Below are 23,291 nucleotides of genomic sequence, written 5' to 3' on the forward strand. Positions count from 1 at the left end.
AACACTTCAGCAATGACAGCAAATATAGGAAAAGGTTGGACGCCTTCAGCACGCGCCGTTTTTCAATCGCGCAGTCGGGCGGGATGACCCCGCCCTTTGCCACTTTGTGAACTACATCGCGCCGTCGTAGAACGTGTAGTGGTCGCCATTTCTGTTATTGATCATCGCAGACGGCAATTGGACCAATTCGACTGAACCGACCAGCATTTCATAGGCAAATATTTCTTCGACCTCGCCCCAGTCTTTGCTGCGATAGTCGGCGCAAACACGGCGATACAGTTTGATGCCTCTGACCTGAAAATGATCCGTCCAGACCGGCAGGAGGAGTTTGGTGAAGCAGTATTTGACAGGCCTAATGGTGAGCCATGGGCTCAGGTTCGTTTCCGTTCCGTCCCTTGCGACGAATGAATAGGCATAGCCCAAACCATGGTGCGGATTCCAGACAGGTTCATGTTTGGTAATGATATGCCTTTTCAGCGCAACCATGAGGTTGAACGCGCCCTGATCCCAATCCAGTGGTTCTGAGGGGGGCGGCAAGACACGCGCCACTTCCACCATTTTAACACGCGCCTCTTCCGCCATTTTAGGATGGAACACTTCGCTTCGTCGAAGTTTGACATCCCATGTGTCGCCGGTGGGGGCACGACCATCGATCGTGACTATTTCACGGTGCTCTAGAAGGTCAGGCTTGAGCGTTACCTTCGTGTCGGGATCCCCGAGGATCAACGCCGGTGTTGTGAAATTTTCCTCTTGGCCATCTTCGCGCGTGATCGTTACGGGCCATTCGCTGTCATCCGTGACCCGCAGATCAATGCCACAGGTGTTGTGCGTGGCCACCACGGAATCAAGGTGGACTTCGATCACGAGCTTATCAATCTGCGCCCAACGTGCCGCGTCGCCTTGTGCTGTGATCATCAGTTCTGTCCACGCGGGCAGCGATCTGAGGAATGTGCTTGCCTCAAGGCGTGAATGGTCTTGTGTTAATGCGCCCAAGATTGACTGGATAAGGCCCTCAGCCTCCTCGGCGTAGCCGCCGCCTACGGTGACGTCTTTGGAGTGTTCGTCATAGGAAAACTGCCATTTCGCAGCGGGGGCAAAGACCTCTTGATCGGCTGTTTCCGATTGCAGGCTTTCAAGCGGGGTTTTGCCGTAACGCACTGCAAAAAGTGTGTTGTCATGCTTTAGGATGCCATTTCCAAAATGCTGTACAACGACGCTGGCGCTGCGATTGCCTGTGTCGGTCGTATCGGCGCCCGGTCGTTCTGACACCACGCAATCGCGCACCGTGATTGATCGAATGACAACCTTGTCGTGATCGAACGGGAAATAGGAATTGCTGCCCAAGTTTACAGACACAGTCCTTGGCCATGCGTTCCGGTCTTCGTCGGGGTCTGTGTCCCATGGGCCTTTCTGACCTTCGTTCAGAATGGCCAATTGATCCGGGGAAAGTTCGATGGTGATGGGGGCCGCAGTGTGGGATGGCAACATTGATTGGCTGGCTTCGCCCTCCAACTTTTCAACAATGGATCGCGCAATCGAATTGCTGAATTCGGCAAGATAGCCTTTCAGGGCCTCAAGGCTGGTTTCCCAGATGCGGCGGCTGTCCTCGGCGTTTTCGGCGTAGACTTGTTGGGTGGTGACGGTTTTTTCGAATTGATCCACCAGCCAATTCACACCGAATTCATCGGCACCTTGCGGGATAGGGCAAGGTTCCAAAAAGAGGGCTTCGTAGGCTTTGACCAGTTTGTAGCGCTGCTGAACAAGCCAGTTTAACGCGTGGGTCTTCATCTGATCTGCCGCGCCCAAAAGCGCCGTGTTGACCCGCCCATATGAGGCGTCGGCCAAGGCATCGATGAATATCCCTTCGAGATGGTGGGTCATTGCGATGTCGCTGGCGATTGCGGCAAGTTCAACATGTGCGCTGATGATCTGGCCGACCACTTGGGTTTTGCGAAGATTGAGGTCTTCGATTTCTTTAGAAAACTGGATGAAGGCGGGGTCTTTGGCCTCAAGCTTTTTCAACAATTTCTTGGCGGCGTCTTCGGGGGCGGCCAAAACACTGAGATCGGCGTAGATATCTTTCGCGGCATCTGCGAAATTGTCCGATACGGCAGACCATTGCGCGGCGCGTGCTTTGGGCACTTTCGCGGCCTCGCGCGCTTCTTCGGCTTCTTCGGCTTGGCTTGTGTCAAAGGCGACTTGATCATCGCCTTTATACTTGTCCCAGTATTTCGCACCTTCGGCCGTGGTCGCCTTTTTCTCAAGCTTTTCAGCCTGTTTTTTGAAATGGTCGGACCGTTTCGCGATACCCTTTTTGCCAAGCGTTTTTCCTTGATCGAGGATATCGTTCAGGATGTGGTCCGCGCTTGGATCACGCCCTTTGATGTATTCGCTTGAGCTTTTGACGGCTTTGCCGACCATCCCAAGGGCGGGTTGGCCATAAGGGACAATCGTCATCACGCTTCCGATGATATCAACGGCCGCAGCCAACATGACGCGGTCTTTTGCCTGCGCTGTCAGTTCCTTAACAACCACATCCAGGCGCGATTTTGTGGTTTCGATATCCAGCTTTAAACGTTCGGATTTGCTGGCAAGGCTTGCCAACGAGGAATTAACCTTGGCTTGGCGCCCGAAATCAAGGTGGCGCCGCTTGCGGACCTCAAGAATGGCCTGCCAGTGTGCTTCAATCATGGTTTCAATTTTGTCAGAGGCCGACGACAGCCATTGTGACACATAAAGCGCGCGCACTGCGTTTTCGCCCGCACCCCGTTCAAGATCCATTTCGGCGGCGATGGATAGATTAGGCGCCCAACCTGCCGGGTTTCCGTAGTGATCCAGCCCACGGGTGGCTTTGTCTTTCATTGCGGCAATCTGGTTTTGCAAGTTCAACAAGGGTGCATAGGCGTCTTGGTCTTCTTGGCGAAGGATATCGTCTGAGCAGCCTTTGATCGCGTCAAATGCCTGCTGGAAATCGCTTTGGGACTCGTCGTCATCAAATTCAACATCTGGCAGGACGCGGCGGTAGGATGCGCGGATGGGGGCCAAAGCCTCGGCCATGGACTCAAGGGCAGTCGCCAGTTGATCGGCGTAACCGCCGCGCGACAATTCAGTCAGATATGCGCTGAAGACGACCGTATGAAGCGGGTGAAACCAGTGTGCGATGCGATTGTATACTTGAATGGCTTTGAAGGCGTTTGGCATCGCGGGGGCGGCTTCACCGTACATGGTTTCGCCCTCTTGGGGGTACAAAACTCGGGTCCGAACTTCCGGAACCGGCTCTACGAAACGAAATTTTTCATCGTGCTCAACGGTGAGTGCAACCGCTTTGACAGGTGTTTCCTTTTTTTTGTCGTCCGGTTTGTAGGCCGTGCCTGGTGCGCCACCTTCAACCGATCGGGGCTCAGCGTTTTTACCCGGCTCCATCGAATAGGCGCCACGATCATCCAGCATTATAGCCGTTTGAGACGACGCTGTGATGTACGCGCCGACAGATCCCTGACCCGCAATACCGGGCAGCTTTTCGGACGCCAGACCATTTAGGATAGGAACGGGACTGGGGACTGAAATATCCTTGTCATCGGCAAGCGAAGCTATGAGAGAGACGGAAACGACCGTGGCGTCACCTTCGTTGATGTTCAGCCCCTTGTCCTTGATGCTGAGCCACTGACGGTGAGTGTTTACCGCGGTTTGGATGGCTTCCCCTTCCGCGGCTTCGAAATTTATGCCGAACAGGGCAGGGCCGTTCGTTCCGGGCTGGCCGGGTCCGCCTATGGTGCCATCAGTGCCATCCGTGACAATGACCGGATGGTCCGTGTCATTTTCATCAATGTTCAGGGTTCCGACAAAAAGCTCAACAGGGCCGCTAAATCGCCCGGTCCGTCCGTTCGCACCAACGTCAGATGGAATGTCTTCGTTTGTATACGGATTGGCCTGTGTGCTGATCTGTGCGCCTTTTGCAAAGTCCAACACGCGTGCCTGAATCCGCACGCGTATGCCGGGCACGTGGATCATACCTTCGACGCGAACGGCATCGGCCACAATCAAAAGCGAATTTTGCCTCTCAGAGCCAATGGCGCGCAGCATCGGCTGTAACAGATCGCCATCCGGATTGAGAGTGACATCCACCCCGGTTAGGGCCCAGTTGCCGTGTGACGATTGAAGTTTCGTGTGAACGCTGACGTCATATTCGCCGGGTTCGGGTTGTACAAACGTTTGAGACTGCGACAGCCCGACCGGGACTCTGCGAATTATGACGTTGTTGGGAATGTCGTTTTCCATATTAAGTCCTTGAAATAGAATAGATTTAAAAATTATTCAAAAAGACTACAGCTATTTCGACATTAAGCAACTGCGCACGCCCAGCCAATTCCGGCGCCAATCATCCCGCTATTGGAACCGTAAAATTTCAGGACTTCATCGGACCAAATTTGCGGCATACCCAATCGCGCCAAGGTGGGTTGCCAGCGGGTCTGATCCATCAAAGACCGCAACGCTGTGATCCGGCGTTATCCCGCGGCCTTCCCAGATGATGCCCTGATGATCGGTATAGATTTCGTTGGACAATTCGACGATCCAGCCGTTGGGCAGTGTCATTTCCAGAACGTCGGAAAAAGCACCGCGCGTTGCCTCACCGACGTGGGTGACTTGGGGCAGCGGGCGCAGGGCAAGTGTGAGGATTTCACCCGCGCTGACTGTCATGTCGCTGGTCAAAAGGGTCAGCGGCCCGGTGTAGGTTTGGCGTGCGGACGGAACGACAATGCGGCGCAGTGTGATCGGATCATCGGCATCCGCCGGATATTCAGAATAGGCAAAAACAGGTTCAGCCGCGAAACGGTTGGCGATCGTCAGGGCGACATCGTCGTAGCCACCAAAATTCAGCGACAGATCAAGAATAACATTGGTCACGCCCGCCTGCTCAAAGCCCTCGATCGCATCATCCAGAATGTCGTTCACCGCGTCGATGTCGCCCGCCAGATCGCCGATGTCACCAGTGGCAAACGCGGCCATCGTCAGAAAATTGATGTAGCCGACTTTCGGGGACACAAAGCCATATTGGACAAATCCGTTGCCTGCCGTGGTGCCGCGCCCGTTCAGGATGGTCTGGGGGATGTGGACGTGGCGATAGTGGTTGCGAAAATCCAGCTCGGCAGTTTGCGGATTTTGCCCCGCTGTGCGCGCTTGGGCCTGGATGCGTGCAAACAGCGCGCCGGGGTTTGGTTCAAACAACTGGCGTGTCCCGTTGATGTTTGCCTTTAACCCGATATGACCATCGGGCAGGGGGGCGATTGCATTGACCATGACGGCAAACAGGTCGGCGTCTGTCGTCGCATCACTGACCTGCGCGCGGGCTGCGGCCGATTGTTCGTCCCAATCGACGTCGTAAAGATCAAAAAACGCATAGTGCGAGGCGTAGATATCCAGAAATGCCTCAAGGTTTGCGGTTGGCGTGTTTGCGGGGGGATGGGTGCAGTGATCGGGCAGGGCCGCGACACGGTTAAACTGGATCGCCTGTATCGTGTTTTGCTGGCGCAAAAGAAACGCGCGATTGTCGGGGCTGATTTCGATGTCGAACACCTGAAACAATCCCCAAAGCGGATCGCGCCCTTCGCTGATACAGGTGCGATCAGATATCATAAAAGTCTCGACCGAACGGCCATCAATCATGGCGGCAATGCCGTACCCGTCCGACACCCACGCACCCTGTAATTGGTCGGCTTCGGGGGGCAGGGCGCAGGCCATGCAGACTAGCGGTGTCAAAAGGAAAAGCGGTTTTCGGGTCATGGTGGGGCATCCTGTGGCTGACGTTATTACATCAGTCCACCAGAATAAGGCGCGCGCGTCGTCCTGCGTGACAGGGCCGGACATTGGGTGGTGTCCGATCAGGTTGGCGCGGACACAGACCCGCGATAGGCCGTTGGTGTTTGCCGCGTGACCTTTTTGAAAGCGGTGTAAAACGAAGAACGGGAATTGAAACCAACGTCGTAGGTAATCTCGAGGACGGTTTGATCCGTGTCGCGCAGCAGGGCCTGTGCATCGCTGATCCGGTAGCTGTTTACGAAATCGAAAAAGCTGTCGCCGATGTTTTCATTAAGGGTTTGCGAAATATAGTTCGGCGATGCCCCGATGTGACGGGCGAGCGACCATAGCGACAGATTGGGATCGCGGTGCAATTTGTCATCGCCCATCGCCGCGCGCAGTTTGCGTGTAATCCTGTCTGCCATTGCGGGTGTCAGGGCAGATTTTTCGTATTTTGTGGCGCTGTCGGGCAGGGTTGCTGCACCCGGGGCCAGACTGGGCCGTTGTCGCAATCCGAACAACAAAAGAATGACCAAAAGGCCGAGACCAAACACCGCATCGATCCAAGCCGGGACAGTGGCAGTCAGGGGTGTCACATCTGCGGCCACATCAATGGCACCGACACCCCAATAGGCGGAATAGATGACGATAATCGTCCCGATCCACTTTAATTCATTGTGCTCAACACTGGCGACGTAGCTGCGCAATCTTTTGCGGTAGTGATGCAGGCGGCGGATGATCGCGACCACATATGCGCCCCATTGCACGATGGCCAACAGGACCAACATTTCACCTGCCATGCCAACGGCCAAGGGCCACCCTGTTGGCAAAGGATGCGTGTCAGTGAACAGGCCCAGCCGCGCGTGTTGCGGCATGAACAGCACCGCAGCCCCAAGGATCAAAGCTATTGTTGGCAAAAGGGCGTGCACCCATATGCGGGGCGGCAAGCGGGGCGTGACGGATGTGATGACGCGAACATAGCCCCAAAACAGCGGCGCTGCGGCCATCAACCCGATGAGCCAGATCACGGCGGCAAAGATATCGAACCGGATGGCGCTGTCTGGGTTTGCGATTGGCCAAGGCACATCCCCCAAAGTTGTCGCGCAGCTTGCAAGCAAAACCGCCGCCAATGCGCGAAAAGGCCAGACATCGCGGGTTTGCAAACAACATAAAACCGCCCCGAACAGCCCAAGGCTGAACGTCGCGGTCGCAATAATATCAAGGATAGGTTGCGTCATCATACCGTGTTGTGGCGCAAACTGGCGCAGTTTGGCCAGTGTCGCGCGTCCGAATGAACAGGATCGGACAGGTCTTGCTGTCCGTTACATCAAGACCGGACGACAGCACAGACCGCGGCGCGCTTTGATGATCCGGACATTCATCAAAAGGAAAACTGCTATGAAATTTACGATCCCGTTTTTGGTTGCCACCAGTGTAACAGCCGCCACGCCTGTTTTTGCCGAAGGCGACTGGATCGTTGGCCTGCTTTTAGACGGCAGCCAAAGCCCGTTTGTGGGCGGTCAAGACAGCGTGCAAGCGCTGCCCTATATCGCCTATGAAACCGGGCGCCTGCATATCGGGATCGATGAAATCAGTTACGCGCTTGTGGATTCGGGGCGTTTTGATCTTTCGGTGATGTTGGACCCGCGCTTTGCCGCTGATTTACCCGACACAGCGCTTTTTGACGGATTGAAACGCGACGATGCGTTCGAGGCCGGATTTGCGGCCAGCTATGCCTTTGGGGATGCGTCGGCAAATTTGTCTGTGCAGCATGATGTGTCCGGTGTTCATGATGGTTTGGCCGCAAAACTCTCCCTCAGCCACGAGGCACAGTTGGGCGCGGTTGGCCTTGATTTTACAGCGGGCGTGAAGTTTCAGGACTCGGATTTGAACAACTATTTACACGGTGTCGCAACCGCAGACGTGACCGCCGATCGCGCTGCGTTTGAAATGGACAACACGATCAATGCCTTCGCACAGATGAACGCGCTGATGCCCATTTCCGACAATGCTTTTTTGTTGGGCGAAGTCACCTACACCGATCTTGGCGAGGCGGCGGACAGCCCCTTGGTCAACCGCGATCACATAGCCGATGTCACGCTTGGGCTGTTGTTCCAGTTCTAACGGGGGCGATGGGCACCAAGCCCTCGGCAGTGCTGAATTTCATCCGGCGTGCACAGAGGATTGCCCCGCCAGTAGGCTTTTGAGGGCGGGGTGCGGGAACTTTCGCGGCAGCGTCACGGCAAAGAACGGTTCAGAAATGCCCAGATCGAAGGGCGCCGTTTGCAGGATGCCGCTTGCGATTTCTTCGGCGACGACAACGGTGGGGGTGATCGCCACCCCCACATCCGCCCGCGCAAGCAAGCGCACCATTGCCATGTCATCCACACTGGCCGCGATATGCGGTTTGACCCCGAGCGTTGCGATCAAGTTTTCAAATCCGGCGCGAATGATGCTTTCGGTGGGCACGATCAGCGGTTCATTGGCCAGCAGCGACGCCAGCGTTTTGTGGCGCAGCCTGTGGGGCGTGGCGTGCAGATACACTGGCTGTTCCGCGATCCGCTGTGCGCCGTATTGAAATGTCGTACCCGTTTGCGGAACTTCGGTGGTCAGAACAACATCAAGCGCGAGGGTTTCCAGATCAGCGAGCAGCGTATCGGTATTCCCTGATTTCAGAGAAAACGGATAGTCATCAATCGCGAGCAACGGCTGCAAAAACTGAAGCTGGAAATTGCGCGACAAGGTTGAAAGTGCGCCGATCCGCAGGGGCGGTTTTACGTCACTGTTTTGGTGCAACGTCGCAAGAAGTTCGTCCCCAGCACTAAAGATCCGGTCAGCGTGATCCAATGCGATACGGCCTGCTTCTGTCAGGACCAACGTGCGCCCGACGCGGTCAAACAGCTCAAAACCGAGGCGGTCTTCGAGTTGGCGGATTTGAACGGACAACGCCGATTGCGCGACGTTCAACCGTTCGGCCGCGCGCCCCAGATGGCCCTCTGTCGCGACTTCGCGAAAGTAGCGCAGATGATGATAGTTCAAACGAGAATTCATTCTTTTTTATAGAATGAAATGGACAGAAAGATATATTTTTATTCATTACATCGATTGCGTATTCCCGCCGGACACCCCCAGCAGGAGCGACACCATGGATATCCTTTTCACAATCGGCGCTACCCTAATTGAACAGCTCCAGAAACCGACGCTTGCGTTTTTGATCGCGGGAATGATGCTCGCCGCGCTGGGCAGTAAATTCGAAATCCCTGAACCGGTTTATAAATTCATCGTTATTCTGCTTTTGTTGAAGGTCGGTATGGGGGCGGGCATTTCGATCCGCGATGCTGATTTCGTGTCGCTGATGGTGCCCGCGCTGGGGGCCGGGATGCTTGGTATTCTGATTGTCTTTCTGGGCAGCAAAACTCTGGTGCGGATGCGCGGTGTGGCTGAGGTTGACGCGCTTGCGACGGTGGGGATGTTCGGCGCGGTGTCGGCGTCCACATTGGCGGCGGGTATGGCGATGCTGAATGACAGCGCCATCCCGTATGAGGGATATATTGGCGCGCTGTATCCCTTCATGGACATCGCGGCCTTGGTGACAGCGATCGTTTTGGCGAAGCTGAGCACGGCGCGGCGCACGGCATCCAATGTGACGATCACCGCAGGCGGCGCTGCGGCATTGGGCGGGCAGCCCGGCAGGACAAGCGGTGAAGACACCAGACAGATGGTGCAGGGTATTCTGGTCGATACCTTCCGCAGTCCCGCGATTTCAGCATTGGTTGCGGGCCTGTGTCTGGGCATTCTGGCAAAGCCCGACACCGTGTTCGATAGCTTTTATGAACCGCTGTTTCGCGGGTTGTTGTCAATCTTGATGCTGATCATGGGCATGGAAGCATGGTCACGGTTTGGCGAACTGCGCAAAGTGGCCCATTCATACATCCTGTATGGGATTACCGCCCCGATCATCCACGGCCTGCTTGGGTTTGGTGTCGGAATGATTGCCCATCAGCTTACGGGGTTTTCAGAAGGTGGGGTCATTTTGCTGGCGGTCATGGCGGCGTCCAGTTCCGATATTTCCGGCCCGCCGACAATACGCGCGGCACTGCCAGAGGCCAATTCATCCGCCTATGTTGGCACATCGACAGGGCTGGGCACACCTGTGGCGATCCTGAGCATTCCACTGTTCATGGCCCTTGCAGAGATCATGATTTGAAAGGTTTAGCCGCGCCACCCGAAGGGCTGAAATGGCACACCAGCCGCATACAAAGACGCGGGGGTGGTGTGCCGACAGCGCAGTCAGTGCGCACTGGATCGCGCAAAATCCAAGTTTCCATGCCCGTCGGTGGGTGCGTCACTGAACGAGCATTCCCAAACGATGTTGCCGTGGCCAGTCTGCCAAGTTCACAGGTTGGGGCGTGAACGTCGATGTTGTGTTCCGTCATGCTGGACACAGGGTCGCTCGACGGGCAAAATCGCGGCGGTCAACGTGGTATTGTGCCCGCAATATCCGCCGCCCGTTTTGCCCCCACAGACGAAAGCCCCACCGCATGAAAATACAGATAGAAAATGACCAGCCGGTGATTGATGCGCAGGATCTTGGCCCGCTACTGGGGCTGCATCCCGCCGAGGTTCAGGCGAAAATGCGCAGCGGTCACATCACCAGCACTTACGAAGTCGGGCAGGGCGAGGATGCGGGCCGTTTTCGTTTGACGTTCTTTCACGCGGGAAAACGGGTGCGGTTGACGTGTAATGAAGACGGCGACGTCATCAGCAAGATCAGGACAGATACGGGGACACGGACATAGTACCGTCCAGCGGCGCAGGCCTACTGGGACGGTGCGGCATTGCCGTGTTTGGTTTGAACATCTCGGTGCGGGTGTTGCTGACAGCTGTGCCCAACAAGTCGGGGTGTGGGCCGATTATGGGCTGAGGGCGTGGCCAGACCTGATCAGAGGACGGCCAGTGTCACCCTGCGCCGGATTGTCATCTGCAGAATTCGCCTTCCATGATAGTGCCGCCGTTGGTGACGGTGCTGGTGGTGTAATCATAACAATTGGCAGAACCGGACGGGGCGTATCGGATGTAATAATCTTGCCCTTGATAGGTGTAGTCCATGCTTCGGCTGCCATCATCATTCTGTGTGAACACGAGGTTTTCAACGCCGCCACGGGGCGGGCGGCCCGGCTCTGTGCCGCCGCCACCGCCTGCGGCAGTCAGGGGGCGGACACGTGGCAGTTGATCGAAATTTTCAACCACACCCATCAGGCATTGAACGATATAGGGGGCATCGCTTGAGGTGTGATAGCGATAGCCGAATGTGGCATCGGCCTGACCGTTGCACACATCCAGTGCATCCGCGCTGATGGCGGTTCCATCCGGATTCACATCCCCGTAAATCGGGTATCCGTCGAACGCCCAGCCGATGATCGCATCCGGTCCGGCGTTTTCCATTTGATCAATCATGCAGGTCGGCGTGACATGATAATGGTAATCATCCCCGCGCCCCGCATGGCCGCCACACAGGTCGAGCTGACCGGTTTGTAAAGTGTCGTGCTGGGCCTGATGATGCGCGAGGTCTGCCACGTTCATTTCGCCGCCGCCGGTGTAGTCGTAGATGGGCACGCCGTTCACGGCCACGCCAAGTGCGGCATCGCGCGTGAGGGGGGTGCCACTGAACTGCGGTGCCAGGATGATTGGCGCTGCATATTGCGCGGGAACGGGGATCTGTTCATTGGTTCCGCTTATTCCGGTCATCATATCGTGGTCAGGATAGGTGTCAGATGTCAGCGTGGCGTGACTGTCCGTGCAGGTGACGGTGACGCTGTCGCTAAATCCGGCGTCATCCACAGACGCGGCAACGGCGGCGCAACGTTCTTCGTGTGCGAATGCAGGGGCTGCAATCAGGCAAAGAAGCGGCGCGAGCGCGAGGCGGCGTATCATCGGTGCAGTCTTGCCCAAGTGGATCATTGGACAGTCAGGCGGCACAACACCGTGTTGCTTTGTTCAAGGTCGGGGCCCCAGATTAGCTGGGCATCGTCCACCCAATCGACGCGGTCGTATCCGTCCTTCGGGCGGACGTCGTTGGCAGAGTACACATCTGCGGCGGGCCAGTCAGATGCATCAAAGGCGGCGCTGTCCCAATCGGCGGGTTCATCTTCGGCGTCAAACCCGCAGGCCCCTTCGCCTGCCACGGGATTGGATGCGGATTCACAAGATTTATCAAGCGGGGCGGTGTGGATCACGTAGCATTGCCATGTGTTGTCGCTGACGGCGGCCACAGCGCCCGCTTCGTCCATGATTTGTACGATCACACCACCATCGCCCATTTGTTGGCGACCCGATCCGATGTATTCCAGACCCGTATCGTTTTCTTTGAAGTCCTTGGCGATCAGGCCGATTGTGAAAGGGCGTTCTGCCTCAAAGGTAAAGCTTTCCGCGTTAAACGATCTTTCTGTGGTGATGGGCACGCTGTCTTGTGCCACTTGTACGCCGTTGATGCGCATTTCAAACCAGTTGTCTGCCCATACATCTGCAGAAAAGGTTTCGGCAGTGGCGGTTGTTGTCATGGCCATTAGGGCGATTGTCGGGAGGAAACGGATCATACTACTGTCCTGCGTTGGGGTATTTTGTATTTTACGCGCAGCCCCCGGGCTTCCGTCGCACATCGTGCCATATTTTCAAATGTGGTCTGACACCGTTGCGCCTGTGCCCGTTCGACCCTGTAAGCTTTGGCGTTTGAATTACTTCGCCCCGTTGGTGAATGCCTTGCGCCGTTCGCGGATCTTGGCATCGGATTCAGGGGTGCCATCATGAAATGATCCGAACCATTTGTCCCACGGCAGTTCGAGAGAGCCATAGTTACATTCAAAATAGCGGTGGTGCATTTGGTGGTGAAACGTGCCGAGCTTTAGGCGGTTTTTGTCTTTGATAACCATCCCTTCAAACCCGGTGTGCGTCGTCGCCGCTGTCAGCGCGTAATATTGCAGATGGAACAGGATATGGACGGGGTGAGCGGCCACGACAAAGTGGATCAGAACCGACCCGAGGAAGATCAGATGTTCCACCGGATGCATCGCCATACCCGACCAAGGTCCGACGTTGATGTTGCGGTGGTGCAGGGCGTGCACGTGTTTGTAAAAGAATGGAATGTGCAGGAAACGGTGTATCCAGTAGAAATAAAAGCTTTCCCAAACGGGGATCAGCAGGAATAGCGCGATGAACCACACGAGGTTGGCGGCCCATGTCAGCATTGGTGCATATCCGTTGGCCATGGCCCAGAACATCAGCACCTCATAGGCGGTCCAGACGGTCACACCGCTGGCAATCGTCCAGAACATATTGTCACGGATTTGGCCGCCCAACGTGAATTGGCGCCCGTTTTTCATCAACGGACGTGGATCATATTTTAACTCCTGCCCCTGTTTGGTGAAGGTGTAAAAATACAGATGCAGCCCGCCCGCCACGAGGGTCATGAGGATCACGTTGCGCACAAACATTTCTGCGATCCAGCCAAACGCGAACGTCTGTGTCACCTCAAGCGGGGGCTGGAACCAATAAAACGAAATGCAGGCAATCGCGACGACGATCAGGCGTTCCGTGATGAAGAACCACGAATTCCACAGCCACACCAGAATGGCCATCGGGCGTGGGGGCCAGCTGAACAGCGGTGAAACCTGTAATGGAACGTCGGGTGTATGGTTCCAGCCTTTGAGGGGTGCGTCAGACATGGGCGGCCTCTTGATGTTGGCGATAGTATCTGTGTCGCACAGATGGCTTCACAGGAAAAATAGTATTAATGTATAAACAACATCAGAAAATCAGAGGTATCGATGGCGCTTACCCTTAAGGCGATGACCTATTTCACCACCGCGTTGCGCCACGGCAATATCGCCAAGGCCGCGGCTGAGCTAAATATCGCGGCTTCAGCAATTTCAGCGGCGATAGATCAAGTGGAGGCCGAATTCGACCTGACCCTTGTAACCCGCCAGCGGGCGCGGGGAATTCAGGCCAATGCCAGCGGCCGCGCCGTTGCCCGCAAATGTATCCGGTTGCTGGATGACTATCAGTCATTGTTGTCGGAAGGGGGCGAGTTAAAGCAATCCCTGAGCGGGACCTTGCGGATCGGATATTACGCCCCGATCGCGCCTGCCTTTCTACCGCAGATTTTCGACGCCTTCCTGCCCGAGGGCACCAACGTCACGCTAGAATTGGAAGAATGCGACAACGATCAGGCCCAAGACGGATTGATGAACGGAAAATACGACGCGATCCTGTTTGTTGCCGAAGATGCCCGTCCTGCCATTGCATACGATCCCTTGATTGAAGCGCACCCCTATTGCCTGCTGCCCGTCGCGCACCCTTTGGCGCGCCAATCCGTGGTCTCGATGGCTGATTTAGCGCAGGAACCTTTGGTGGTGTTGAACCGCCCCGTTGCTGCGGCCTACTACGATGGCTTGTTTCGCACGGGGGCGCGCGATGCTCCGGTGGCGGCCTATGCGACTTCAACCGAAATGGTCCGCAGCCTTGTCGCGGCAGGGCGCGGGTGCGCCATTTTGAACATGTGCCCGCGCACGAGCGAGACCTACAGCGGTGAAAAGGTCGTTGCGCGCCCGATTTCTGACGATCTGGCGCCGCTGACCTTGGCCGTCGGATACGACAAGACCCGCCCACGGCGCAGTGTCCAGGATTTTGTAAATGCCTGCCGTAGCCATTTTGCCAAATCTGGCCCTGCACGATGTGTCGTGGGGCGCTGATCCCCCGATTACGTGATCGCCGAACCCTTATTAGCGAGCCCCGATCACGGCCCAGGTTCGTCGCATCGCATCTTATTGAAATGCCACAATCCGCCGCACCAAACACTGCCCCCAAAACGACGGAGCACACCATGTCGCCCCGTATAAGAGGCATTAACCATCGTCCTCAATCGGAGCAGAAAAGGATAATATCATGTTTAAAACACTCGCAATCGCCGCCGCAGCCCTCGCCGCTTGCGCAACTTGCGCAACTTTCGCATCTGCTGACAGCTACATCTCAAACTTCGCGGGGAAGCAGGAAAATCCGCAGCAGGTCGAACTGGGCACGGTGCGTGCTGATGGTAATGGGGTCGTCGAAGTTTACACGTTCCACAAAGGTGAAATCGGCGCGTTGATCGGGTCTGAACCTGTGCGGGCGGGCGCGAACCTAGACGTCAGCGTGGACATTAACCGCGCCAACACCGACGCCATCGCGATCTTGAAGATCAACGGTGAGATCGTGGACACGCAGGAGCTTGAGTTCAACTAAGACACCAAAAAATCCTCCCTCTCCAAGAACGGGCCGCCCCGAAAAAGGGGCGGCCCGTTTGTGTATGCGGTAGGGGCGTTTGTCGTTTTTTGGTTCAGCTTACCCGATGATGGCGTTCAACGTCGTTGACGGGCGCATCACAGCAGCTGTTTTGGCGGCATCGGTTTTGTAGTAGCCGCCCAGATCGACAGCAGGGCCCTGCACGGCTGCAAGTTCTGCCAAAATCGCGGCTTCGCCCTCTGCGAGTGCCGTTGCGATGGGGGCAAAGTGTGCGGCAAGGGCCGCATCATCGCTTTGTGCGGCCAAGGCTTCGGCCCAATAGCGCGCGAACCAGTAGTGGCTGTTGCGGTTGTCAGGTTCACCCACTTTGCGCGACGGGGAATGCCCGTTGTCCAAGATACCTTGCGTCGCGGCGTCCACTGCTTGGCCCAACACACGTGCCTGTTCGTTGTTCTTGGTTTCTGCCAGGAACATCAGGCTTTCCCCCAGCGCACAGAATTCGCCGAGGCTGTCCCAGCGCAGGTGGTTTTCTTCGTTCAGCTGCTGGACGTGCTTTGGCGCAGATCCGCCCGCACCGGTTTCAAACAAACCACCACCGTTCATCAGTTTCACGATGGACAGCATTTTGGCGGATGTCGCCAGTTCGAGGATCGGGAACAGGTCGGTGAGGTAATCGCGCAGCACGTTGCCAGTAATGGCGATGGTGTTTTCACCCTTTGTGATGGTTTCCAGCGATGCGCGGGTGGCTTCGCGCGGGGCCATGATTTCAAACTTGTCGGCCACCCCTTTGGCCTCAAGGATGGGTTTGACGTATGCGATCAGTTCGGCATCGTGGGCGCGGTTTGCATCCAGCCAGAAAATTGCGCGGCAGCCTTCAAGGCGCTGACGATCAATCGCGAGGTTCACCCAGTCTTCAATCGGGGCTTTGCGCGCAGACGCAGACCGCCAGATGTCGTTGGCCTCGACGTTATGTTCATGCAACACCGTGCCGTCATCGAGGATCATTTTGACGGTGCCCGCTGCCGGAATTTCGAACGTGGTCGGGTGGCTACCGTATTCCTCGGCCTTTTGCGCCATTAGACCAATGTTCTGGACGGTGCCCGCAGTTGCCGGGTTGAGTTTGCCGTTCTCTTTGAAGAACTTAATGCTTTCGTCATACACAGGCGCATAGGAATTGTCGGGGATGACGCAATTGGCGTCGTGTTCTTTGCCATCCGGCCCCCAGCCTTTGCCGCCAGCGCGGATCAGGGCGGGCATGGACGCATCAATGATCACATCCGAAGACACGTGCAGGTTCGTGATGCCTTTGTCGCTGTCCACCATATACATCGGTGGGCGGTCAGCCATGCAGGCATCAATATCAGCGAGGATTGAAGCGTCGTCTTTCACGCGTGCCAGCAAATCGCCAAGGCCCGCGTTCGGGTTCACCCCAAGGTCTGCCATAGCAGACCCATGCTTTTCGAACACAGGCGCCAAGAACGTACGTACAGCGTGGCCAAAGATGATCGGGTCGGACACCTTCATCATCGTTGCCTTCATGTGCAATGAAAACAATGTGCCGTCTTCTTTGGTCTTTTCGATCTGTGTATCAAGGAAAGACGTGAGGGCAGCGGCGCTCATGAATGTGGCATCAACCACGGTGCCGGCAGGGTAGGTGACGTCGTCCTTCAGAACGGTTTCACCGGCGTCGGTCGTCAGCACGATTTTGGCTGTCGTTTCGTTTGCCAGTGTGGCGGACACCTCGTTGGAAAAGAAATCACCACCCGACATAGACGACACTTCGGTCTTGCTGTTCGCGCTCCAGTCACCCATCCGGTGGGGGTTTTTCTGAGCAAAGCTTTTGACAGCCTTGGCGGCGCGGCGGTCTGAATTGCCTTCGCGCAGGACAGGGTTCACAGCCGATCCCTTCATGCCGTCATAGCGAGCTTGCACATCTTTTTGTGCCCCCGACGTCGGCGCGTCAGGATAATCAGGAACATCAAATCCCTGCTGCTGGAGTTCTGCAATCGCGGCCTTCAGCTGCGGAACAGATGCTGAAATGTTCGGGAGTTTGATGACATTGGCATCTGCGGTTTTCACCAGACGGCCCAGTTCGGCCAGATCATCTGACTGGCGCTGATCGGCGGTCAGGTTTTCAGGGAAAGTCGCAAGGATGCGCCCCGTAAGGCTGATGTCCATTGTGTCGACGGAAACGCCCGCGGCGGCGGCGAATTTCTGGATGATCGGCAGGAACGACGCAGAGGCGAGTTCGGGTGCTTCGTCAACTTTGGTGTAAATGATATCGGCCATGGGAATCTCCTATGTGGGTAATTTGGGGTTCTCATAGTCGATGAATATGGTGGCGTCGATAGTATACCGTTGTATACGGCATAAGGGGTGACAATTCGCCCTGCTGCTTTGCCCTGATTTTCAAATCTCGTCGCTCAGCCCGGTCTTGCAGACCTTTAGGGCGCACCGGCCGGGCCCTAGATCGCCGCAGAGTGGCCCGTATTTGTGCGCGAAAAGGTATCAACGGAGCTTGCGATAATGCGCACCAGCGGTTTGGCCCAATCTCGCATTTGCAGATCGTCTTTGCCGACTGAAAACAGATCAGGGTATTGGCGCACAAGCATAAGGCTACAGGCGTTTACTGCGGCAGATTGCGCCGGAAATTGCGCGTGCAGTTTGGCTGTGTTCAGCTTAAAGCGGCACAACAAATCTTCGATAATCTGCGACATGATCGTATCGTCGCCGCGCATCGCATAGCCCTTGTGCCCGGCCAGTTGGGTGTTGTCGATCCGGTCCTGATAGGCCGATGTCGCGACGGCGTTTTGCACATACCCATCGGGAAAACGAGAGATGGCAGAGGCCCCGATCCCGATCAGCGTATCTGATTGATCATCGGTATAGCCCTGGAAATTGCGCCGAACCTCGTCGTTTTGCTGCGCAATAAACAATGCATCTGACGGCTTGGCGAAATGATCTATCCCAATCGTGCGATAGCCGTGGGCGTTCATCACAACCTGCGCCATTGTCGCCAGTTCGAACCGCGCCTCGTTGCTAGGCAGGTCTTCGTCCTTGATCATAATCTGGCGTTTGGACATCCATGGGACATGGGCGTAGCCATAAATCGCAAGCCGATCGGGCGCCATTGCGATCACGTGATCAAGGGTCTGGCGAAAACTTTCTGGTGTTTGGTGGGGCAATCCGTATAGCAAATCAAGGTTCAGGGCTGTCACGCCGTTGTCGCGCAAAAATGTGATCACGGACCGTGTCTGATCTAATGATTGGGGCCTCCCGATGGCTTTTTGCACTTTCGGGGCGAAATCCTGAACCCCGAGGCTCGCGCGATTTAGACCATAGCCGACCAGCGTTTGAAGCAAGGCATCGCTGGCCTCTGTCGGGTCAATTTCAACCGAGAATTCAAATGCCGGGGCTGTCGCGAAGGCATCAAACACATCATCCAGAAGCCGCGCCATCGTGGCAGGTGACAGAATTGTCGGAGTACCACCGCCCAAGTGCAGCCGCGCCATGCGAATGCCGCGGGGCAGGGTGGCGCGCACCGTTTTGATTTCGCGGCGCAGGTATTCGACATAGGCATCAACAGGGCGCATGGTCTTCGTGCCTTGCGTGCGACAGGCGCAAAACCAGCACAGGCGTTTGCAAAACGGGATGTGGATATAAACGGAAATATCAGACCCGTCCGGCACGGCGCGCAGCCAGTCTTTCTGGAATTGCTGCCCGACACCGTTTTCAAAATGGTTGGCGGGTGGATAGCTGGTGTAACGCGGTACTTTTGCGTCAAATAGTCCCAGTTCACGAAGGCTGTCGATCTTTTTCATGGGCATAGGTAAGCTGGATTATGACAACCATGCCTTGATGTAGATCAACTAGATGAATGTAATTCTGAAAAGCCATATAAAATGCAACCAATGCCCGATCCGTCACCGCGCGATCTGTTCGCGGTGTGACGAAGATGAAATGGCAATGCTGGAAAGCATGAAGTCCTACCGGACTTATGCCTCTGGTGATGTGATTTTGTGGCGCGGTGAACCTCTCGAATTTGTCGCCTCCGTCGTGAGCGGTGTTGCGACCCTGACCAAGACGATGGAAGACGGGCGCACCCAGATGGTGGGGCTGATGCTGCCGTCCGCATTTATCGGCAGACCGGGGCGCAAGGTTATTGATTTTGACGTCACCGCGACGGATGACGTGACATTGTGCTGCTTTGACCGCGTCAAGTTTGAGAAACTGATCGATGACACGCCCCATGTGGCGCAGCGCCTTATGGAACTTGCGCTGGACGAGTTGGATGCCGCACGCGACTGGATGGTTTTGTTGGGCCGCAAAACCGCGCGCGAAAAAATCGCCACGTTCATCGAACTGTTGTCGCGCCATTCAAGCATGAACAACGATGATCACACCAAGAACATTGATCTGCACATGACGCGCGATCAAATCTCGGATTATCTTGGTTTGACGCTTGAGACGGTGAGCCGTCAGTTCACCGCGTTGAAGAAAGACGGCATCATTGATTTTTCCGACCGTCGCCATTTCGTCGTTAAGGATTTGGCCGCCCTGCATGATGAAACGGGCGACGACGCAGATGGCGGAATTGTCGCCTAAGGGCGTGAATTTCCGTAAGTTGATTTAGATCAAAGTGCGCGTCCGGCCCACGATCTAGAAGTCCCCAAAGACCCGAAGCGTTTTCGCTTCGTGTTGCTGTAAGGGGACCTCCATGAACTATGCAAAATTGATAATTCTCGGGCTGGTCGCGCTGTTTGCCGCGATTGCCACAAATTGGGGCCATGATCTTGCGTACCGCGTGCACGCGTTTCTGATTCTGGTCATTGCATCGGGTTTGTTTATCTGGACGCTGCGGCGCACGGACGAACCACCAAGCGCACCAATCAACGGCGATATCTACTTTGACGGGGTGATCCGCGCAGGCGTGATCGCAACCGCATTTTGGGGCATCGCCGGTTTTTTGGTCGGCACGTTCATCGCCTTTCAGCTTGCCTTTCCGGCGCTGAATTTTGACTGGGGGCAACCATTTACCAACTTCGGCCGCCTGCGCCCGCTGCACACCTCAGCGGTGATTTTTGCGTTTGGTGGCAACGCGCTGATCGCGACATCCCTTTATGTTGTGCAACGCACCAGTGCGGCGCGTCTTTGGGGCGGCAACACGGCGTGGTTCGTGTTTTGGGGCTATCAGTTGTTCATCGTGTTGGCGGCAACCGGATACCTTCTGGGTGCCACGCAATCCAAAGAATATGCAGAACCTGAATGGTACGTCGATATCTGGCTGACAATCGTCTGGCTGGCCTATCTCGCGGTCTTTTTGGGCACGATCTTCAAGCGCCGTGAAAAACACATCTACGTTGCAAACTGGTTCTTCTTAAGCTTCATCATCACCGTGGCGATGCTCCACCTTGTTAATAACATCTCAATCCCAGTGTCGATCTGGGGCAGCAAATCTGTGCAAATCTTTTCGGGTGTGCAGGATGCGATGACGCAGTGGTGGTATGGCCACAACGCGGTTGGCTTTTTCCTCACTGCCGGTTTCCTTGGCATGATGTACTACTTCGTGCCCAAGCAGGCGGGCCGTCCGGTTTATTCCTATAAACTGTCGATCATCCACTTCTGGGCGCTGATCTTTTTGTACATCTGGGCGGGTCCGCACCACTTGCACTACACCGCGCTGCCGGATTGGGCATCGACCCTTGGCATGGTGTTTTCGATCATCCTGTGGATGCCCAGCTGGGGCGGTATGATCAACGGTCTGATGACACTGCAAGGCGCGTGGGACAAATTGCGCACCGATCCGATCATGCGGATGTTCGTTCTGTCCCTTGGCTTTTACGGCATGTCCACATTCGAGGGTCCGATGATGTCGATCCGCGCGGTGAACAGCCTGTCACACTATACAGACTGGACCATCGGGCACGTGCATTCCGGCGCACTTGGTTGGAACGGCATGATCACATTCGCCTGCATCTACTTCCTCACACCCAAACTGTGGGGGCGCGCGAAAATGTATTCTGAATCAGCGATCAACTGGCACTTCTGGCTCGCGACGCTCGGTATCGTTTTGTACGCCGCGTCCATGTGGGTCACCGGCATCATGGAAGGTTTGATGTGGCGCGAGGTCGATGACCAGGGCTTCTTGGTCAACTCCTTTGCAGACACCGTGAGCGCGAAGTTCCCGATGTATGTCGTGCGCGGCCTTGGGGGTGTTTTGTTCCTCAGCGGTGCTTTGATCATGTGCTGGAACATGTGGATGACCATTCGCGGGGCCAAACCCGCGAATGCGCCACTGCCCGCCCGTAACCCCAACGCCGTTCCGGCTGAATAAGGAACCGACCCATGGGTATTTTAGACAAACACGCCATCCTCGAAAAAAGCCCGACCTTGCTTTTGACCTTCTCGTTGTTGGTCGTCACGGTCGGGGGGATTGTGGAAATCGCGCCGCTTTTCTGGCTCGAAAACACCATCGAAGAGGTCGAAGGGGTGCGCCCCTACAGTCCGCTGGAACTGACGGGCCGTGACATTTACATCCGCGAAGGGTGCTATGTGTGTCACAGCCAAATGATCCGCCCCATGCGCGACGAAGTCGAACGTTACGGGCATTATTCACTGGCCGCGGAATCGATGTATGACCACCCGCACCAGTGGGGGTCCAAACGCACAGGGCCTGATCTGGCCCGCGTGGGTGGGCGGTATTCGGATGCGTGGCACGTGGATCACCTGATGGATCCACAATCCGTCGTTCCCGAAAGCATCATGCCGAAATATGCATTTTTGGCGGATGTAGAGATTGAGGGCGAACAGATCGAAGCATTGCTGGCGACGCACCGTTTTGTCGGCGTTCCTTACTCGGACGAACAGATCGAACAGGCCTCGTCAGATTTCATGGTGCAGGCCGACCCGGATGCGGACTGGGACGGGATGCTTGAACGGTACCCCGGTGCGGCTGTGTCCAACTTTGATGGCCAGCCAGAGCTGACGGAAATGGACGCGCTGATCGCGTATCTGCAGATCCTTGGCACGATGGTTGATTTTTCAACCTTCACCCCAGACGCAAGCCGATAGGAGGCATCAATGGAAACCTATTCCCTTTTGCGTGAATTCGCGGACAGCTGGGTGTTGCTGGCGATGTTCGGCTTCTTTCTGGGGGCTGCGATCTGGGCTTTTCTACCCAGCCAAAACAGCGCCCGCGAAGACGCAAGCCAGATTCCGTTTCGAAATGATATTCCCCCATCCAAATGCGCGGGCACTTGCGCAGATTGCGCAAGCAAAGCGGTGGACGACAAGATGAAAGGCCTGCGCAATGTCTGATCGCAAAATTGATAAAGAAACCGGCGTAGAAACCACCGGTCACAGCTGGGACGGCATCGAAGAGCTGAACAACCCGCTGCCGCGTTGGTGGCTTTGGACGCTTTATGCCTGTGTGGTTTGGGGCATCGGATACAGCATCGCCTATCCGGCGTGGCCAATGATTTCAGGCGCAACCAAGGGTCTGCTTGAATATTCGACCCGTGGCCAAGTCGCCAGTGACATCGCCGCACACAACGCCCAGAACGAAGGCCTTGTGGCGGAACTTCTGGCCGCTGATCTGACGACACTGGCACCGACAAGCGATTTGCACCGCTATGCCAACGCGCGCGGCAGTGCGGTGTTCAAGGCGCAGTGCAGCCAGTGTCACGGGGCAGGGGCGGCGGGCGCTGTCGGCTATCCCAATTTGTTGGACAACGATTGGCTTTGGGGCGGTGACATTGAAAACATCGTCTACACTGTCAATCACGGCATCCGAAACGATACCGACTTTGACTCCCGCTATTCTGAAATGCCCGCCTACGATGACATCTTTGAAAACGATGAAATCGCAGCGGTGGTGGAATATGTGATCAGCCTGTCGTCCACAGAATTTGATGCCGATCTGGCAGAGGCGGGCGTTGATCTATTCATGGACAATTGCGCGGCCTGTCACGGCGACGAAGGTTTGGGCAATCGTGACCTTGGCGCGCCGAACCTGGCGGATGCGATCTGGCTTTATGGCGGTTCGCGACAGACGGTCGAATACACCGTGCGCAATGCCCGCTACGGGGTCATGCCAGCCTGGGGCCAACGCCTAAGCGATGAAGACGTGCGCGCTGTGTCGATCTATGTCCACGCGCTTGGCGGCGGTGAATAACCCGCGCGCCTGACCAATCCCTAGCCCCAAAAGTCGGGGGGTACTC

At 56.0% G+C, this 23,291-nt stretch carries 19 protein-coding genes; 10 read left to right on the forward strand and 9 right to left on the reverse strand.

Features of this window, described 5'->3' with window-relative positions; genetic code table 11:
- Window positions 1-111 precede the first annotated feature (111 nt).
- From L0664_RS04605 to L0664_RS04615, 3 genes are all read right to left on the reverse strand, one after another.
- Window positions 112-4,278 carry a hypothetical protein gene (locus tag L0664_RS04605; RefSeq protein ID WP_235224441.1) on the reverse strand — a complete coding sequence of 1,389 codons (4,167 nt, stop codon included), beginning with the start codon at window positions 4,276-4,278 and terminating at the stop codon, window positions 112-114.
- Window positions 4,279-4,413: 135 nt separating this feature from the next.
- A complete protein-coding gene (locus tag L0664_RS04610) occupies window positions 4,414-5,781 on the reverse strand; it encodes a S41 family peptidase (RefSeq protein WP_235224442.1) in 1,368 nt (455 codons plus the stop codon).
- 98 nt (window positions 5,782-5,879) lie between these two features.
- Window positions 5,880-7,037 carry a helix-turn-helix domain-containing protein gene (locus tag L0664_RS04615; protein WP_235224443.1) on the reverse strand — a complete coding sequence of 386 codons (1,158 nt, stop codon included), beginning with the start codon at window positions 7,035-7,037 and terminating at the stop codon, window positions 5,880-5,882.
- 157 nt (window positions 7,038-7,194) lie between these two features.
- On the opposite strand from L0664_RS04615, the gene L0664_RS04620 reads away from it, so the two are divergent.
- The gene (locus L0664_RS04620; protein ID WP_235224444.1) at window positions 7,195-7,920 is read left to right on the forward strand and encodes a MipA/OmpV family protein; all 726 of its coding nucleotides are present in this window, start codon (window positions 7,195-7,197) and stop codon (window positions 7,918-7,920) included.
- Between the two features lie 39 nt (window positions 7,921-7,959).
- On the opposite strand, the gene L0664_RS04625 is transcribed toward L0664_RS04620, so the two are convergent.
- Window positions 7,960-8,847, reverse strand: a complete 888-nt coding sequence (locus tag L0664_RS04625; RefSeq protein ID WP_235224445.1) for a LysR family transcriptional regulator — start codon at window positions 8,845-8,847, stop codon at window positions 7,960-7,962.
- Window positions 8,848-8,941: 94 nt separating this feature from the next.
- Between L0664_RS04625 and L0664_RS04630 the strand changes: the two genes are divergently transcribed.
- Both L0664_RS04630 and L0664_RS04635 read left to right on the forward strand, forming a co-directional pair.
- The gene (locus tag L0664_RS04630) at window positions 8,942-10,003 is read left to right on the forward strand and encodes a sodium-dependent bicarbonate transport family permease (protein ID WP_235224446.1); all 1,062 of its coding nucleotides are present in this window, start codon (window positions 8,942-8,944) and stop codon (window positions 10,001-10,003) included.
- 334 nt (window positions 10,004-10,337) lie between these two features.
- Complete coding sequence (locus tag L0664_RS04635; RefSeq protein WP_235224447.1) at window positions 10,338-10,595, forward strand: DUF6522 family protein; 258 nt, start codon at window positions 10,338-10,340, stop codon at window positions 10,593-10,595.
- Window positions 10,596-10,773: 178 nt separating this feature from the next.
- On the opposite strand, the gene L0664_RS04640 is transcribed toward L0664_RS04635, so the two are convergent.
- From L0664_RS04640 to L0664_RS04650, 3 genes are all read right to left on the reverse strand, one after another.
- Window positions 10,774-11,730 (reverse strand): YHYH protein, encoded by a 957-nt coding sequence (locus L0664_RS04640; protein ID WP_235224448.1) that lies wholly within the window; start codon window positions 11,728-11,730, stop codon window positions 10,774-10,776.
- 23 nt (window positions 11,731-11,753) lie between these two features.
- The gene (locus tag L0664_RS04645) at window positions 11,754-12,392 is read right to left on the reverse strand and encodes a PEBP family protein (RefSeq protein ID WP_235224449.1); all 639 of its coding nucleotides are present in this window, start codon (window positions 12,390-12,392) and stop codon (window positions 11,754-11,756) included.
- A 138-nt stretch (window positions 12,393-12,530) separates the two neighbouring features.
- A complete protein-coding gene (locus L0664_RS04650; RefSeq protein WP_235224450.1) occupies window positions 12,531-13,517 on the reverse strand; it encodes a sterol desaturase family protein in 987 nt (328 codons plus the stop codon).
- Between the two features lie 102 nt (window positions 13,518-13,619).
- On the opposite strand from L0664_RS04650, the gene L0664_RS04655 reads away from it, so the two are divergent.
- Window positions 13,620-14,543, forward strand: coding sequence for a LysR substrate-binding domain-containing protein (locus tag L0664_RS04655; protein WP_235224451.1), 924 nt, complete (start codon window positions 13,620-13,622; stop codon window positions 14,541-14,543).
- 193 nt (window positions 14,544-14,736) lie between these two features.
- Complete coding sequence (locus tag L0664_RS04660) at window positions 14,737-15,072, forward strand: hypothetical protein (protein ID WP_235224452.1); 336 nt, start codon at window positions 14,737-14,739, stop codon at window positions 15,070-15,072.
- Between the two features lie 99 nt (window positions 15,073-15,171).
- Here L0664_RS04660 and L0664_RS04665 read toward each other — a convergent pair whose 3' ends face one another.
- Window positions 15,172-17,361 (reverse strand): NADP-dependent isocitrate dehydrogenase, encoded by a 2,190-nt coding sequence (locus L0664_RS04665; protein WP_235224453.1) that lies wholly within the window; start codon window positions 17,359-17,361, stop codon window positions 15,172-15,174.
- A 176-nt stretch (window positions 17,362-17,537) separates the two neighbouring features.
- Window positions 17,538-18,893 carry an oxygen-independent coproporphyrinogen III oxidase gene (gene hemN / locus L0664_RS04670; RefSeq protein ID WP_235224454.1) on the reverse strand — a complete coding sequence of 452 codons (1,356 nt, stop codon included), beginning with the start codon at window positions 18,891-18,893 and terminating at the stop codon, window positions 17,538-17,540.
- 52 nt (window positions 18,894-18,945) lie between these two features.
- Here hemN and fnrL point away from each other — a divergent pair, with 52 nt between their 5' ends.
- The 5 genes from fnrL (at window position 18,946) to ccoP (ending at window position 23,245) form a co-directional block, all read left to right on the forward strand.
- Window positions 18,946-19,677 carry a transcriptional regulator FnrL gene (gene fnrL / locus L0664_RS04675; RefSeq protein WP_235224455.1) on the forward strand — a complete coding sequence of 244 codons (732 nt, stop codon included), beginning with the start codon at window positions 18,946-18,948 and terminating at the stop codon, window positions 19,675-19,677.
- Between the two features lie 112 nt (window positions 19,678-19,789).
- Entirely contained in the window at window positions 19,790-21,406 is a 1,617-nt protein-coding gene (gene ccoN, locus L0664_RS04680) for a cytochrome-c oxidase, cbb3-type subunit I (RefSeq protein WP_235224456.1), read from the forward strand.
- 11 nt (window positions 21,407-21,417) lie between these two features.
- Window positions 21,418-22,143, forward strand: coding sequence for a cytochrome-c oxidase, cbb3-type subunit II (gene ccoO / locus L0664_RS04685; protein ID WP_235224457.1), 726 nt, complete (start codon window positions 21,418-21,420; stop codon window positions 22,141-22,143).
- Window positions 22,144-22,152: 9 nt separating this feature from the next.
- Window positions 22,153-22,389 (forward strand): cbb3-type cytochrome c oxidase subunit 3, encoded by a 237-nt coding sequence (locus L0664_RS04690; protein ID WP_235224458.1) that lies wholly within the window; start codon window positions 22,153-22,155, stop codon window positions 22,387-22,389.
- A complete protein-coding gene (gene ccoP / locus L0664_RS04695; protein WP_235224459.1) occupies window positions 22,382-23,245 on the forward strand; it encodes a cytochrome-c oxidase, cbb3-type subunit III in 864 nt (287 codons plus the stop codon). The genes L0664_RS04690 and ccoP overlap by 8 nt, the downstream gene beginning before the upstream one ends.
- The last annotated feature ends 46 nt before the right edge of the window (window positions 23,246-23,291 follow it).

The organism is Octadecabacter dasysiphoniae (genome assembly GCF_021532615.1).
Taxonomy (GTDB): Bacteria; Pseudomonadota; Alphaproteobacteria; order Rhodobacterales; family Rhodobacteraceae; genus Octadecabacter; species Octadecabacter dasysiphoniae.

Coding starts and splice junctions, on each gene's coding strand:
- L0664_RS04605 (WP_235224441.1), bottom strand. CDS start 4,278: ATGGAAAACGACATTCCCAACAACGTCATAATTCGCAGAGTCCCGGTC.
- L0664_RS04610 (WP_235224442.1), bottom strand. CDS start 5,781: ATGACCCGAAAACCGCTTTTCCTTTTGACACCGCTAGTCTGCATGGCC.
- L0664_RS04615 (WP_235224443.1), bottom strand. CDS start 7,037: ATGATGACGCAACCTATCCTTGATATTATTGCGACCGCGACGTTCAGC.
- L0664_RS04620 (WP_235224444.1), top strand. CDS start 7,195: ATGAAATTTACGATCCCGTTTTTGGTTGCCACCAGTGTAACAGCCGCC.
- L0664_RS04625 (WP_235224445.1), bottom strand. CDS start 8,847: ATGAATTCTCGTTTGAACTATCATCATCTGCGCTACTTTCGCGAAGTC.
- L0664_RS04630 (WP_235224446.1), top strand. CDS start 8,942: ATGGATATCCTTTTCACAATCGGCGCTACCCTAATTGAACAGCTCCAG.
- L0664_RS04635 (WP_235224447.1), top strand. CDS start 10,338: ATGAAAATACAGATAGAAAATGACCAGCCGGTGATTGATGCGCAGGAT.
- L0664_RS04640 (WP_235224448.1), bottom strand. CDS start 11,730: ATGATACGCCGCCTCGCGCTCGCGCCGCTTCTTTGCCTGATTGCAGCC.
- L0664_RS04645 (WP_235224449.1), bottom strand. CDS start 12,392: ATGATCCGTTTCCTCCCGACAATCGCCCTAATGGCCATGACAACAACC.
- L0664_RS04650 (WP_235224450.1), bottom strand. CDS start 13,517: ATGTCTGACGCACCCCTCAAAGGCTGGAACCATACACCCGACGTTCCA.
- L0664_RS04655 (WP_235224451.1), top strand. CDS start 13,620: ATGGCGCTTACCCTTAAGGCGATGACCTATTTCACCACCGCGTTGCGC.
- L0664_RS04660 (WP_235224452.1), top strand. CDS start 14,737: ATGTTTAAAACACTCGCAATCGCCGCCGCAGCCCTCGCCGCTTGCGCA.
- L0664_RS04665 (WP_235224453.1), bottom strand. CDS start 17,361: ATGGCCGATATCATTTACACCAAAGTTGACGAAGCACCCGAACTCGCC.
- hemN (WP_235224454.1), bottom strand. CDS start 18,893: ATGAAAAAGATCGACAGCCTTCGTGAACTGGGACTATTTGACGCAAAA.
- fnrL (WP_235224455.1), top strand. CDS start 18,946: ATGAATGTAATTCTGAAAAGCCATATAAAATGCAACCAATGCCCGATC.
- ccoN (WP_235224456.1), top strand. CDS start 19,790: ATGAACTATGCAAAATTGATAATTCTCGGGCTGGTCGCGCTGTTTGCC.
- ccoO (WP_235224457.1), top strand. CDS start 21,418: ATGGGTATTTTAGACAAACACGCCATCCTCGAAAAAAGCCCGACCTTG.
- L0664_RS04690 (WP_235224458.1), top strand. CDS start 22,153: ATGGAAACCTATTCCCTTTTGCGTGAATTCGCGGACAGCTGGGTGTTG.
- ccoP (WP_235224459.1), top strand. CDS start 22,382: ATGTCTGATCGCAAAATTGATAAAGAAACCGGCGTAGAAACCACCGGT.